This window comes from Nicoliella sp. ESL1149 (assembly GCF_058107265.1).
On sequence record NZ_JBYLUE010000002.1, the window covers coordinates 570,011 to 586,915 of the forward strand.

The following is a 16,905-nucleotide window of genomic DNA, read 5'->3' on the forward strand; positions in this document are numbered from 1 at the left end:
AGCCCCGCTGAGATTAAATCTCAACGGGGCTTTTTTAATAAATTATTTTACATACTTAACGAATTTCTTATTAGCAGTGATATATTTACCATTTCCAATGTAGAAACGAGTTACTCCATTATGTTTAACAATGGATTTAACGTTCAACTTAGTTCCACGACTCAAGTGTTTTACGGATTCATCATTTAATGAAGCGTCATCATGAACAAGAATTCCACGATGATAAATGACCTTAACTAGAGGTTTAGAACCTTGTTTAATATGATCAGATTTTTGATAGTAAGCATTCCCAACAAATTTAGCTCTGGTTGTAATATAACCAATTTGCTTGCCCTTACCAGTTTGATTCTTAAAGAAGTCAGTGTAAACCTTGTAGCGTACATAACCATCTGGATTCATGTGAATACTTAAGACCTTAAATTCATAAGCCCGATGACGTGGACGAGCAGTAAATTTGTACTTTCGACCATCAACAGTAAAGAATGTCAAATGATGTAAGAACATTGTCCGATCTTTCAAGTAAACATATAGTGGTTGTTTCTTTAATTTCTGGTTAAATCCGGCAACGTATCCAATTTGATAACCAAGTGACTTATTACTTAAATCACTAATAGCACCCTTTTCTGGATTAGCGTCATGCATTCCGTCCTTAGCGTCATGATAACCATGATCAAAGGTATGATTACTTTTATCATTAGGGTTAACAATGGCATTACTGGCAGCCGTTTTGGCACCATGAATGTACTCATTACTTTCATTTGAACGATCATGAGCACTAGCGGAATTAGCAGAAGTTGATGCAGAACCATTTTCTGGAACAATATTGTTTGATGGAACAACATTTGATCCTGGAACAACATCACTGTTGGATGGGGTTGGAGCAGGTGCTGGAGTTGGAGTAGCAGCACTAGATGCTGTGCTAGCAGCAGATGAAGCAGCACTGGCGGCACTAGATGCTGCGCTAGCCGCGGATGAAGCATCGCTACTTAAACTAGCAAGTGAGGCATTATGCTTCTTAGCGTCGCTAGCCGCGGATGAAGCAGCGTTACTTGCGGAACTAGCAATTGCTGATGCACTTGATGCAATCGAAGCATCTTTAGAAGCATCAGATTCATCACCACTTTGTGCAGCGGAACTAGCTGCACTAGCTGCAGATGAAGCTATTGATTTAGCTGAACTAGCAGCAGCGGAAGCTGAACTAGCAATGCTGTTATCACTACTTGTTGCTGAAGCTGCGGAACTAGCCGCACTGGCAGCAGATGAAGCAATACTTGCATTACTAGAAGCAATGCTTGCTTGTTTAGAAGCTTCACTGGCGGCAGAACTGGCAGTTGAGTTTGCACTAGCATGCTTGTGAGCTTCACTGGCAGCGGAGCTAGCAATACTGTTATCACTATTAGCAGAGGATGCTTCACTAGAAGCAGCACTGTTAATGGAATTAGCAGATGAATTAATTGAACTAGCGGCAGAAGAATCAGTTGGAATGTTATCAGCCGACTTAGCAGCAGAACTAGCATCACTAGCAGCAGAACTAGCATCGCTGGCTGCTCGACTAGCGGCACTAGCGGCATTATTAGCACTGGATGCGATTGAAGATGCAGAGCTGGCTGCGGTATTTGCAGAACTAGCTATTGAAGCTGCTGAACTAGCTGTCGATGCTGCAGAACTGGCATTGGAAGCTTCACTTGAGGCTGTGGAAGCAGCTGATGCAGCAGCACTGGAGGCACTGGAGGCGATTGAAGCATCGTTACTTGCAGTGCTACTATCACCATTTTGAGCTGCTTTACTGGCATCAGAAGCAGCGGAACTGGCAATACTTGCTGCACTGGAGGCAGCACTGGCTGCACTGGAGGCAGCGGAGTTAGCAGAACTGGCTGCACTGGAAGCAGAACTAGCATCATTTGATGCACTAGAAGCAGCGGAATTAGCGGAGCTAGCATCACTGGCTGCACTAGAGGCAGTTGAAGCGTCTTTGCTTGCAGCAGAATTACCACCAGGAATTGATGAAGCAGTGCTAGATGCAGCACTCGCATTACTGGAGGCAGCACTAGCATTACTAGAGGCAGCGGAAGAATTACTATTTGCAGCGGATGAAGCTGAATTAGCGGAACTAGATGCTGATGAAGCAATTGAACTAGCGGAACTAGCAGTACTGCTACTAGATCCAGCAGCGGATGCTGAATCAGATGCTTTACTTGCATCAGAAGCCGCATGTGATGCATCAGATGCTTTACTGTTGGCAGCACTAGCAGAATCAATTACTACCTTAGCATTACTACTATCAATTGCGGCTTGAGAAGAAGCAGTACTTGCTTTAGCAGAAGCACTGGAAGCAATTGAAGCAGCAGTAGAGGCAGCGTTGCTAGCACTATTAGCACTAGATTCAGCATCAGAAGCAATTTTAGCCTCACTAGATGCTTTAGAAACATCCCCACTCTTAGCTGCAGAACTGGCAGCTGAAGCAGCACTAGAGGCAATAGAATTTTCTGAACTAGCAATTGAAGCAGCAGCAGAGGCAGAAGCAGCAGCACTAGATGCATCGTTAGCAGCAGATGATGCTTCACTTGCATGAGCTGAAGCTGCACTAGCTGCACTAGAGGCAATTGACATTGCACTCGAAGCTTCAGAAGCAGCTGAACTGGCAGCTGAATTGTTTGGCACTAATGAAGCGGTGCTTTCGGCATTACTTCCATCTGTATCAGCAGAAGATTTAGATGAACCCGCACCACTGGCATCGTTACTTGCATTAGCAGCGGAACTGGCAGCGGCTTTACTATTCGTTGAAGCTGCAGTTGAGTTAGCAGCAGCAGAATTATTAGCACCTGCAGCAGCGGAAGCAGCACTAGAAGCAGTACTTGCATAACTAGCGGCAGAAGCAATTGAATTATTGTTAGTTGCAATGCTAATTTGAACCTTTGCATTACTACTATCCGCAGATGCTTGGTTAGCATATGAAGAAGCAGATTTAGCATAACTTTCTGCAGCACTACGTGCACCATTAGCATTAATACTGTCAATAGAAGCTTGAGTAGAAGCTGATGCTGCAATTGATGATGCTTTAGAAGCAGCAGTACTTAATCCAGCTGCAGCATCAGAGTTAGCAGTTGAAATGGCAGCAGAAGCAATTGAATTTTGGTTACTAGCATCTTTAGCGGCTGAACTAGCAATTGAATTTTCTGATGATGCTCCAGAAGCAGCAGTAGAAGCGCTTGCTGCATCATTGGAAGCATCACTAGCATAGCTAGATGATATTAAAGCAGCAGTTGATGCAGTGTTAGCAGCACTCGATGCTAATGAATCACCAGAAGCTTCACTTGCTGTACTCTTAGCAGCATTGGCAGCACTAGCAGCACTGGAAGCAGAACTACCAGCTCCATCAGATCCAGTTGCATCATTTTGAGCACTATTAGCAGATGAACTAGCACTAGTATTAGCTGTATTAGCAGCTGTACTATCATTTTCAGCACTAGCAGCACTAGCTGAAGCTGAAGCAGCAGAACTAATGGCCGATGCCATTGATTTAGCAGCACTATCAGCAGATTGAGCACTAGTTTGATCACTAATTGCATTTTTAACTGCATTAGAAGCTGAGGTTACCGCAGTTTGTGCTTTAGGAACTAAACCACTAATGGCACTGGAAGCATTCGTTACTGTTGTATTATCAGTTGTTGCAGAATTAGCAGCGGTACTTGCAGTATTAATATAGCTTGATGCGGCTGTATTGTCTCCTGCTGAAAGTGCTGAATTGGCTTGTGAAACTGCACTTGATACAGCAGTAGATTGAGCTGCAGCATCTTGAGCAGCAGACGATGCACTTGCATATGCACTTGAAACAACACTAGCAACTGAACTGGCATATGATTCAGCTGAAGAAGCAACTATACTTTCAGCAGCGGCAGAAGCAGCAGCGGTTGAAGCAATTGCCTTAGCAGAATCAATTAATGAACCACTTGCGCCAGCAGAAATCAACGAATTAACTTCACTAGCAGCAGAACTAGCAGCTGCAGAAGCACTAGATGCATTAGTTGAATCAGTAGCTGCATTTTGAGAAGCTATCGTTGCATTAGATGCATCACCAGATATTATTGCTTCATTACTTTGAGCAGCAGAATTTTGAGCTGATGCAGAGGCATTAATACTATCGGCTGTACTTGCAGCTTGGGCTACACTAGCAGCAGATGATGCCGTACTTGCAGCATTATGAGCAGCTGTACTTGCAGCTTGAGCTGATTGAACAGCATCCTTAGCGGCATTAGAAGCATCATTTGCAGATGTCTTGGCTGCAGCAGCGGATTTTGCAGCAGTTGATGCGGCAGCACTTGCAGCTGATGCAGCAGCAGCATCTGAGGATGCAGCAGTTGATTCAGCAGCGGTCGAAGCACTATTAGCTTCAGCAGAGGCTTTAGCAGCAGCACTGGATGCATTAGCCGAAGCAGTAGAAGCAGCTGTACTTGCGGCAGCGGCAGAAGTGTTCGCAGCAGCAGCAGAGGCTTTAGCCTTAGAAGCTGCATCAGAAGCAGCATCTGCACTCTTAACGGCGTTAGATGCATCACTTGCAGCTGATTTAGCCTTAGCGGCAGCAGAAGATGCAACACTGTTGGTTGGATCAGCAGAAGCAGCACTAGCGGCATCAGAAGAAGCCGTATTAGCGTTATTAGAATCAGTTGGCACATTAGAAATGATTCCGGGAACCGTATTGGCATTACTAGTTGCTGAAGAAGCAGCATCTGATGCGGCCTTACTATCTGCACTAGCATTCGAACTATCATCCTTAGCACTATTAGCTTGACCACTTGCGGGAGCAACATCACTATCAGCAGAACTTGCATAAGCCGCAGCAAAAGAAGCTGCATTAGCTGAATCAATTGCAATTGAGGCATTACTTTCATCAGCAATCGCTTGTTTAGCAGCTGATGATATTATGCCGGACAATGTTGCAATTTCAGCTGATGCACTGGATGCCGCCGTACTTGCCGATTCAGCAGATGCTTGACTACTTGTCATCGTTGATTCAACTGAACTCGTCTTTGTACCATCAGCAGGAGATACAGCACCAGATAACGCCGTACTATTAGTTGGAACGTCTCCATTATCCTTATTAGCAGTTGATGCATTATCGGATAAGATCTTAGCTTCACTAGACATTGCAGAAGCTGCACTCGATGCAATAGATGCTTGAGTACTAGCATCACTGGCTAAGCTACTTAAGGCCGTACTAGCACTATCAGCGGTACTCTTAGCAGTAGACATTGCTGAATTACCACTATTAATGGCATCACTAGCCATGCTATTAATTGAATTAGCAATTGATTGAGCAGATGTAGCAGTGCTACTGGTTTTAGTATGAGCACTGGATGCACTAGTATTAGAAGTATTGGCTGTACCAGAATCTGCACTAGCAGAATTGGAATTCTTAGTCGCATCACTAGCAGCACTACTAATGGCTTTTGAAGTAGATGAAGCGACGGAAGAAGCAGTAGATGCTAATGAAATCGCACTACTTTGGCTACTATAAGTGCTAGCAAAACTACTTACGGTACTAGAAGCGAAGGAACAAGCCGAAGATGCGGTAGATGCAGCCGCGCTTATTGCTGCATGACTGTTTGCTACATTCGGCGTAAAAATATCAATAATCGATTGTGCATCTGCACTTGCTGAAGTGGCAGCGTTGCTAGCTGCTGTATTCATTGCGTCAGCTGAAGCAGTATTTCCAGCTTTACTATAACTACCAGCAGCTGAAGCATCATCAGAAGCTATAGTAGCTTCTGAATTAGCCGCACTAGCATAACTACTTGCACTATCCGTAATACTATTCATTTGTTTACTCAAATTACTTGCTTCAACACTAAGCGATGAAGTCAAAGTTGCCACACTACTTGCAACATAACTAGCATTACTAATAGCAATATTTTCTGAACTAATAAACGTATTATTACCAATATAGTTGCTTGCCTCACTCATGATATGTTGCGCACTTGCAGCAATACTATCTTCATATGATTTAGCTGAAGCTGTGGCAGCTGCAATTGATTGGACAGCAATCGAAACAAAACTAGCCATTGCTGACGCTGCACTGGCATTGCTATTTGCGTTACTTGCAGCAGAAGCTGCATGTCCAGCTGGCGTATCAGCAGGTATACTATAAAGAACGTAGTCAGCAGGATCAAACGATCTTCCACCACCATTTAAAATTTTATATGGACTTTGATCGCTTTCACCGTGCTTATACCAATTAGCATTAAAAAGATAATCTTGAGCAGCATTACCACTACCGAAGATAGTATTCTTTCCAATTATAAGTTCTTTCAATGCATATAAAAGATTAAATATGTTGGCACCATAATTTGATTTTCTTGTATCAAAATTAGCCATGTTAATTTTATTCAAATGGTAGTCACTATTAAACATATTTGCCATATCGGTAACGTTAGAGGTATCAAAACTACTTAAGTCTAGGTATTGTAGAAGGTTACCTGTGGCATAATTAACTCCAGCGAACATACTATCCATATTAGTAACTTTGGAAGTATTAAAGTTATTCAGATTTAAAGATGCAAGCTTAGGTTCATTTTCGAACATTCTAGCCATATTGGTAACATTTTGTGTATTCCAATGACTAAGGTCCAGTTTAGTTATCGACGTTAATCCGTTAAATGTATCGGACATGTCTGTGACATTACCAACATTCCACTTTTGAACTGTTTCAATTGTGGCATCATCCATCGTAGAGTCATTATCGAATAATCCATTCATCGTTTTAACGTTACTAGTATCCCACTTACTAAAATCAAGGCCATTTAATTTACTATCACCTTGGAATGTATTACTCATGTTGCTAATACTATTAGTATTCCATTTAGATACATCTAAATAAGGCAATGAAGTACATCCTTGGAACATGCCTTCCATGTCCCCATCAGTTCTACCATTGATATTTGAAGCAACTTTCCATGTAGACGTATCTAGGCTATTTAATGCACCATCGTTCCAAAACATTGATTGTAATTGATTATCATTTTGTAGATCCCAATTTTGAGTAATACCAGTTAAACTATTACAGTTAAAAAACATTGTTGCTGTAGTAGTAACTTTTGACGTATTCCAACTACTTGCATCTAAAGTCTTTAAACTTTGGTTATTAAAGAACATTAAATTCATCTTAGTAACATTAGCCGTGTTCCAGCCATCAACATCAATAGTTTGAAGTTGGTTTTGTCCTTGAAACATTTGTGACATATCAGTAACTTTTGATGTATTCCAATAATCACCATGAGTATGCAAGTCTAAGTGAGTAATACTAGAACCATCTGTGTAGAACATATTACTCATATTAGTAACGTTAGAAGTATTTAAATCATCAATTCCTGGTAATGCGTCTGCAACCTTATATCCAAGAAAGTTATCATGCGCGAACATTCCAGACATATCAGTAACTTTTGAAGTATCCCACGTGCTAAAACCAGTAATTTGTGGTGTTAATATATTGGAAAGCATCCCCGCCATGTTAACTACATTAGAAACATCAAGTCCAGAGACATCTACTTCTTGAACATGTTTCATGTAATCAGACCATTTACTCAATAAGTTAGAAGAATCTACAGGGGCCTTTACATTATTTTTAAAGGTCAATGTATGGATATCTCCATTAACACTATGGAAACTATCAATAATTGATTGGGGTAAAACATTAGTAATGTACCCGCCATCGATAGTAACATCACCGTTTGAAGTAATTTGAATTAAAGCTGAATTACTATCACTAGGAATCCAATGTCCAGTATATGGATTAGCATGAAAGTTTCCATTTTGATCATCATTTAAACCATCTCTAAAAGAAACTTCTCCTGCTAAAACGTTTGCTTTTGATTGATCACTTAAAGCGTTTTGAGCAGTTGTACTAGCAATCATAATTGCTAAACTAGCGTCTGCTTTGGCTGATTGAATTGCATTGCTAGCACTTGAGTAGTCAAAACCATTCGCACTTGTGTTTGCATTTACTGAACTTCCATTGGCAGAAATCAAACTACTGGTACTATCGATAAATGATTGAGCAGAACTATTTAATGAATTAGCACTACTTGCCATACTACTTTGCATTGCTGCATCAGAAGCTAATTTAGCGAAACTGGCCTCAGCAATAGCAATGGATGCATTTTGTGAAGCAATCGTACTAGAATCAATAGTAATCCCAGCTGCACTAGCCATTGAATTCATTTGACTAACTTCCGCACTAATACTTTGGGCATAAGAAGCACTCATACTATTAATTGCATTAGCAGCGGATTGAGCAGCAGAAGAGTCCTCGCTAGTATTACTACTAGTACTATTTGAATTACTAGTATTAGAGGAACTACTACTGATCGAAGAACTAGATGAATTAGAGCTTGTTGAGCTTGAATTTGATGATGAATTCATTGAACTCGAATTACTAGAACTGTTGTTCGTTGAAGAATTAGTTGTACTAGTACTATTAGAATTAGTGCTTGTTGAACTATTTTCTTCTGACCCAGATGAAACAGCAGCATTACTACTATTTGTCGTCGTTACACTACTAGAAACGTTATCACTAGTTGATGGAGCACTATTTGTACTAACTTCACTAGTTGTATTAGAGACATTAGAACTTTCCGTATTTGAATTTGTTTGCGTCGTACCAGTGTCTTTACTAGTACTATGGTTAGTAGCATTTTCTGTAACATCAGCATGGACCTGTTCGTGGCCGTTAAATGCTGCTCCAGCACCTAATGCCCCCATTAAAGCAATTGAAACAACTACCCATTGTTTCTTAACCTTTTTCATTATTTTTTTATCGTTTAATTTTTTAAATTGATATTTATTGTACATAAGAATTGCTCCTTTAACTCACAAAACTATTTTTTAAATCTATGTATACTCATTTTTACCCAAATCAATATTAACATATTTAATCATGCATGGTATAAAAAAGCACTCTATTTTATTTAAAATAATGTTATTTAAAAATACCATTACTATCGCATTCAATAACATTTTAATGATAAGTAATGTTTTTTGAAATCAAAAATAAAAACCGAACGTTTAATAGCGTTCGATTTTTATTTTATTTAGTATAATTTATAACATTATTTAACATATTTTACGAACTTTTTGTTAGCTGTAATATATTGACCATCACCAACATAAAATCTTGTTATTCCATGGTATTTAACAATTGATTTTACTCTTAATCTGCTTCCAGAAGATAAATGCTTAACTGATTCACCTTTTAAAGCAACATCCCTATGCAATAAAATACCTCGTTTATAGATAACTTTCACTTGGGGTTGAATTCCACGTTTTAAATGATCCTTTTTTTGATAATAAGCATTCCCGATAAAACTAGTTCTAGTTGTGATATAACCAATTTGTTTCCCTTGACCGGTTTGATTGTCAAAGAAATCAGTATATACCTTATATCGAACATAACCACTCTTGTTAACATGAATCCCTAATACTTTAAATTCGTAAGCATTATGGCGAGGTCGCGGTGTGAATCTAAATTGACGTCCTTCAGCCGTGAAAATGCTAATTTTATGCAAAAACATTGTTCGATACTTAAGATAAATATACAAAGGTTGCGTTTTAAGTTTTTGATTAAATCCAACTGCATACCCAATTCGATATCCTAATGATTTATTACTTAAATTACTAATGGCACCCTTTTTAGGATTGGCCGCTTGCATTCCTTGAATTGCATCTTGATAACCATTGTTGTAAGAAGAATTTTTTGATGCTTTCTTCTCATTATTAGCAGCTGCCTTCGCCCCTTTAATATATTCATTAGAAGCTATACTTGATGTTTCATGTGTAAAGCTATTTGCACTATTTATTTCCGGAATTCCATTATTTTGAGAAGGAATCGCAGCTGAAGTAGAATCACTGGATTTTGGAACAGGGTACGGGTTAGGACTTGGCGTCGAAGAAGCCAAGCTCTTAGCAACACTGGCTGCCGAACTAGCTAAACTGGCAGCAGAATTAGCATCAGAACTGGCACTAGCGGCCTGACTAGCTAAACTAGATGCAGCTACTTGGTGTTTATTGGAATCATCTGCAGCAATTGATGCTGCATTACTTGCCGATTGGGCAGCCGAATTAGCAGAACTAGCACTAGATGCTAGTGATGAAGCTAATGAGGAATCACCATTTTGAGCAGCAGAACTAGCGGCACTAGCAGCACTGGAAGCAATCGAATTTTCACTAGAAGCAACACTAGATGCAGAACTTGCCGTACTGCTATCACTACTAATGGCACTGGCTGCCGAACTAGTGGCACTAGCGTATGAACTAGCTAAAGAAGCCGCTTTAGATGCAGAATCAGCAGCACTGGAAGCTGTACTAGCAGCAGAACTGATTCCCGTATTATTATTGGCTGAAGCAATACTTTTAGCTTCACTTGCAGCAGAACTAGCAGTACTGCTGCTAACATTAGCAGCAGAAGCAGAATTTGACGCTGCTGTGCTACTTTCATTAGCAGAAGCTGCATTTGAATTAATGATTACTTGATCTGATGAAATATGGTTAGCTGCACTCGATGCAGCTGTTGAATCAGAAGCTGCGTTGCTAGCATAACCTGCTGCTATAGAAGCAGCAATCGCTTCACTTTTAGCACTATCAGCGGCCTTACTTGCTGCATCAGCGGCAGAACTGGCAGCATTTGCATCAGTACTTGCTGTAGCTGCAGCTGTAGACTGAACAATCCCATCAGCTGCGGCATTAGATGCATCTGTTGCAGCCTTACTTGCATCTATTGCAGCATTTGAAGCAGCAGTTTCAGCTGAAGCAGCAGCACTATCATCACCATTTCTAGCAGCTGAACTTGCCGCAGCTGCTGCACTAGATGCTTTTGTACTTGCTGTTGAAGCTGCCGCACTAGCAGCATTAGCCTTCAAACTATCAGCTGCTGCAGCCGAAGCAGCTGATTGAGCAGCACTAGATGCACTAGTGGCATTATTTGAAGCAATAATTGCAGCAGCACTAGCATTAGCAGCATCTGTTGCAGCTTTGCTTGCTGCTGCGTTATTTGAAACCAACGAAGCAATGCTCATAGCTGAACTAGCAGCATTTGCAGCTGAATTTGCAGAGTTAGTGGCAGCACTAGCATTACTATTAGCAGAAGTTACAACATCACTAACAGAAGACGATGTATTGGATGCATTAATACTATCGGTATTGGCTGATTGGCTATTATTTTCGGCAGCCTTAGAAGCATCATTGGCTTTACTAGAAGAAATATCTGCATTATTAGCTTTGGAAGCGGCGATGGAATTATTATTAATGATAACGATGATGTTATTTGCAGATGATTCATCAGCAATTGCTTGAGATGTAGCATTTTTTACACTGTTAATGTATCCATCAATTGCTTGTGAATTTGCAGTGGCTGAGTTACTAAAATATTGAGCCGATTTAACCTCATTAGACAACTTAGTTTCAGTATCAGAAGCAGAAGTTCCCTCATTTCTAGAGACTTCACCTGATAGGACCGCTGCATCACTAATAACATCTTGGTTATAGCTACTTGCTTGTTGAACGTTATTAGCCAAACTCTTCAACTGAGCAGCAATTGAATTAACTGCTTCTCCCGCAGAGCTCTTTTGTGCCTGAGCATCATTATTCAAACTAGCTAACGATGCATTGGCATTACTAATTGCAATCGAAGCAGAGCTAATAATCGCATTGCCACTATTAACCCCCGCTTTAGACAGGTCATTAACAGAATTAGCCGCTGCAATCCCCGCATCAACAATGTTTGAAGTGACACTAGCAGCAGAACTTGCTGAAGAAGAATTACTATTTTTGGCATTTGCATTCGTTGAAGTGGTATTAGCATCACTAGCTGCAGTACTTGCCGCCGGAAGTGCCGATGATGCAACTGATGAAGCAGTTGAAGCCATAACAGTTGCACTACTCAAACTGTCATAATTGGAATTGAAATCACTTGTGGCATTATTAGCGGCAATAATTGCTTCACTAGCAGCTGTCGAATAGTCAGCTGCTTGTTGACTTGGAACGGTAATCGTATCAATAATTGACGACACATCTGAAGCAAAACTAGAAGCTGAAGAATAATCTGCACTAGCAGAGGCAGTGTATGCATCAGCAGTACTTTGAGCAGTTTGACTTGCTGCTTCTTTTTCTGAAGTAGTTTTATTAGGATCATACATTGCAGCATTGGCAATACTAGTGTATTTACCTGCTTCTTCAGCATTTGACCAAGCTGCACTAGCTGCACTATTAGCTGAACTAGCAAAACTATTAGCAGAATCAATCAACGAGCCTAGTGACTTATTTTCAGCACTAATTAAACTATTATAATAAGAAGTAGCTGAAGCGGCACTAGAAGCAATATAACTGGCATTATTGATATATGAATTCCAATCCTGCATTGATGGATTCCCGCTTAAAAAGTTTTTAGCAGAAGACATTACATTTTCTGCACTAGTTGCAATGGAATCCTCATAACTTTTAGCCTCTGAAGCTGCGGCGGAAATCGCATTTGCTACACTTGAAATAACCACTGCATCACTAGCAGCAGAACTAGCGGTGCTAGTAGCACTTGATGCTGCTGCAGCAGCGGATGAAGGGACTGCCGGGTTAGCCTTAAATAAAACATAACGATTAGGCTTTTGAGCATTCCCATCTAAAATTGTCGAGGTCTTAGACTGATCAGAACCGTATACATACCAATCATCGCTGGCCCAACTAGGATAACCAATGGTATTCCGATTTAAAATCGTATTTGCTCCAATCGTGACATCATTCACTCCAGTCCCACCAAGCATCCAACTGGTATTGGCATGGGTAGTATCGAAGTTAGCAATGTTTAAACGCGTTAAAGAACTATCATTAGCGAACATTACTCCCATTTCAGTAACCTTATCAGTATTAAAACTACTTAGATCAAGATTAGTGAGCGAACCATTGTTAGCAAACATTCCATTCATATTAGTTGCATTACTAGTATCCCAATCGCTAACGTCAATATTAGTAACGGCAGCAAGACCGTTAAATGTATTAGCCATATTATCAAAAGCTTTTGTGTTCCAACCTTTAACATCTAAATTAGTTATTTTAGAATCGGCTTGAAACATTCCAGCCATATTTCCATTAGTTGATGTTACATTCTTTGCAAGATTCCAATTACTGGTATCTAGATTCTGTAATTGATGATCACCATCAAACATATATGAAGTATTAGTAACATTTTGTAAATTAAAATTTTGTTTGATCGTTTGTAAATTACTATCCTGACCAAACATGTTAGATGTATTAGTAACTTTACTGGTATTAAATGAACCTAAGTCCAACGTTTGTAAAGCATAATCTTGAAAAAACATGAGGTTCATATTAGTTGCACTATCAGTCTGCCAATTAGAAACATTTAAATCAGATAACTTAAACATTCCTTGAAATAATTGGCTTAAATCTGCTACTTTTCCAACATTCCAGTTCTTTAAATCAAGAGTCGTAATTGATGAATCATTATAAAACATGTTAGATAAAGTGGTAACCTTACTAGTATCCCAATCTGCCATTCCTGGCAATGCTTCCCCAGTTAGATTTCGATCTCCGGCAAACATCCCCGCCATGTTAGTAACATTACTAGTATTAAAGTTATTTAATCCTTTAATTTGGGGAGTGTTAATTAAAGAAGAGAACATATTTTGCATATTAGTAGTATTACTAGTGTTTAAGCCACTAACATCTAAACTTTGTAAATGATCTAATTTTCCCCACCAAATACTGGAATCAAAAAAATAAGAAGCGTTAACAGGCGCCGTAACATTCTTAATCGTGATTGTTTTAATATAAACATTTGGTTGATCACGAATCGCACTTGGCACATTATTATTATTAAATTGATTGGACCACATATCCATGGTTCCATTTTCAATCGTTAAATTCCCATTACTATCTAGATTATATTCAGCAGCAGAGGAATCATTAGGGTTCCATGACCATCTACCAGAAACCGAAGAAGTATTGTAGTTTATGTTTCCATTCCCATCACGAAGCTCGACTTGACTACCATTAACTAGCGAAGTCGCCGTCGATTGATCGCTCATTGCTAAACTTGCTTCGATGGATGCAGTAGTAATTGCTGCACTAGCAACGGATTGAGCAGATTTAACTAATGATGCATTGGTACTAGTTTGCTCATCCTCACTATTTGTCTCAACACTTACGGTACTAACAGTTGAATTTAAGGTTCTAACTTGGCTTTTAGAATTGATACTGTTTATAAAGCCAGATGCAGAACTAATAATCACCATTTGATTAGAAGTCGCTTCGTTAGCCAAACTTGCATTCGCAACTAAACTAGATAGAACTGATTCAACTGAAGTAATTGAACTGTTTTGAGCTGATGCAGTTGTTGAATCAACCGTTATTCCAGCGGCACTGGCAAACACATTCATTTCACTCATTGCAGCACTAATACTCTGAGTATAAGCGGAACTTATATTTATAGTTGCATTTGCAGCTGAATTGGCAGCCGATGAATAATTATTACCACTATTTTGGTTATTATTAGAATCATCTTTCGAATTATCACTACCATTCGAAATTTCACTCGTTGTAGACGAAGTAGAATTAATTGAGCTTGAAGAAGCCATTGTTGAACTATTTTCACTTGACCCATTAGAAATTGTATTTTCCGCTGAACTAGAAGTTGAAACATTCCTACTATTTTCTGTCGAACTACTTTGCGTCGTCGAATTATTCAAATTAGAACTAGTCTGATTTGAAGTAGTAACGTCAGTTGATGTACTAGTATTGGTTTTAACATCAGCATAAGCATTATGCTGACCGCTAAAAGCAGCCCCAGCTCCCATAGCTCCCATTAATGCAATTGAAACAACTACCCATTGTTTCTTTACTTTTTTCATTACTTTTTTATCATTTAATTTTTTAAATTGATATTTGTTATACATATAATATTTTCACCTCAATTAAATTTTAGAAGTTTACTTTTTTAAAATTAATATTTATTTTTAGAATTTTGTGAACTTATAATATCATTACTAAAAAAATAATTCACACGATATGATTTATTATAATATGTTACCAAATAAAAAAGCTCATTTAGTATAAAACTAAACAAACTTTTATAAAATGAATGACATCTAATTTTGATTAATATAATTGTGCAACTTGTTTTTGAATATCTAAATTATCTAAAAATTCATTATAAGTTGTATCTGCGCGATCAACAATTCCCTTATCTGAAACTTCAATAATATGATTAGCAATCGTTTGGATAAATTGGTGATCATGGGAAGTAAAAATAATTGAGCTTGGGTATTTAATTAAACTATCGTTCAATGCGGTAATTGATTCCATATCTAAATGATTAGTAGGATCATCAAATAATAATACATTTGCCTTGGCTAACATCATTTTAGATAACATGCAACGAACTTTTTCGCCTCCAGATAACACGCCAACTTTCTTATTTACCGCATCCCCAGTAAATAACATCCGCCCCAAAAAACTCCGAATGAAAGTGTTATCACTTTCGTCCTTATTAGCAAATTGACGTAACCAATCCATGATTGGCATCTCACCATCTTGAAATTCAGCATTAAAATTCTTTGGTAAATAGGAACGTTTCGTCGTTTGTCCCCAAGTAACTGTCCCATTATCTGGTTCAACTTGACCAGCAATAATTTGCATCAACGTTGTCGTTGCTAAATCGTTACGACTAATTAACGCTGTCTTTTCTCCTGGACGTAAAGTAAAAGTAACGTTATCTAATATTTTGACCCCATCAATCGTTTTTGAGACCTTGTCCACCCGTAAAAGATCATTACCCAGTTCACGTTCTGTTTCAAAATTAATGAATGGATACTTTCGTAATGATGGCTTAATGTCATCCAACGATATCTTATCTAATTGTTTTTTCCGCGAAGTGGCCTGCTTTGACTTAGAAGCATTGGCACTAAAACGGGCAATGAATTCTTTTAATTCTTTAATTTGATCTTCTTTTTTGGCATTCGAATCAGCTTTCATCTTTGCTGCTAACTGACTAGACTTCAACCAAAAATCATAATTTCCCACATACATTTGAATTCGTTGAAAATCAACATCACACATCATCGTACAAACTTGATTTAAGAAATATCGATCATGAGAAACAACGATCACAATATTAGGATAGTCAGCTAAAAAGTTTTGTAACCATTCAACCGTATGATTATCTAACCCATTAGTCGGTTCATCTAGTAGTAAGATATCAGGTTTACCAAACAATGCTTGTGCTAAAAGGACCTTCACCTTTTGACTTTCCGTTAATTCACTCATCTTCATTCCATGCATTGATTCAGGAATTCCAAGACTTTGCAATAATTGAGATGCTTCAGAATCAGCATTCCAACCATCCATTTCAGCAAACTCGCTTTCTAATTTAGCAGCTTCAACCCCATCTTCATCAGAAAAATCTGGTTTAGCATATAAAGCATCCTTCTTCTTCATGATATCGTAAAGTTTCTTATATCCCATAATAACGGTATCTAACACCGTGAATTCTTCAAAAGCATAATGATCTTGACTTAAGCTAGACATCCGTTCATTTTCACCAATTGAAATATGCCCACTAGTGGGCTCAATCTTCCCCTCTAATAATTTCAGAAAAGTCGATTTTCCAGCCCCGTTCGCACCAATTACTCCATAACAGTTTCCAGGGGTAAATTTTAAATTAACGTTTTCATATAACTTCTTTCCAGAAAAATGAAGTCCCATATCAGTAACTGTAATCATTTGTTTTCCTCCTATAACGATTCGTTTATACATAGCAAAGCGCCCTTCTGGTTCAAATGAATCAGACGGACGTCGTTTTAATTCGTTCAAATTAAATCTAAGTGTACTTACAATACCATAATTATGCAT

Annotated in this window: 3 protein-coding genes; all 3 read right to left on the reverse strand. The window is 38.8% G+C overall.

Annotated elements, in window-relative coordinates; genetic code table 11:
* Window positions 1–42: 42 nt before the first annotated feature.
* Entirely contained in the window at window positions 43–8,844 is an 8,802-nt protein-coding gene (locus tag AC3B6G_RS02850) for a BspA family leucine-rich repeat surface protein (protein WP_489848923.1), read from the reverse strand.
* Window positions 8,845–9,101: 257 nt separating this feature from the next.
* Complete coding sequence (locus tag AC3B6G_RS02855; RefSeq protein ID WP_489848924.1) at window positions 9,102–14,951, reverse strand: BspA family leucine-rich repeat surface protein; 5,850 nt, start codon at window positions 14,949–14,951, stop codon at window positions 9,102–9,104.
* Between the two features lie 202 nt (window positions 14,952–15,153).
* On the reverse strand, window positions 15,154–16,776 hold the full coding sequence (locus AC3B6G_RS02860) for an ABC-F family ATP-binding cassette domain-containing protein (protein ID WP_489848925.1): 1,623 nt from the start codon (window positions 16,774–16,776) through the stop codon (window positions 15,154–15,156).
* Window positions 16,777–16,905 lie beyond the last annotated feature (129 nt).

What these genes read in the sequence shown, in the direction of transcription:
- AC3B6G_RS02850 (WP_489848923.1), bottom strand. Translation starts at nt 8,844, where the DNA reads ATGTACAATAAATATCAATTTAAAAAATTAAACGATAAAAAAATAATG.
- AC3B6G_RS02855 (WP_489848924.1), bottom strand. Translation starts at nt 14,951, where the DNA reads ATGTATAACAAATATCAATTTAAAAAATTAAATGATAAAAAAGTAATG.
- AC3B6G_RS02860 (WP_489848925.1), bottom strand. Translation starts at nt 16,776, where the DNA reads ATGATTACAGTTACTGATATGGGACTTCATTTTTCTGGAAAGAAGTTA.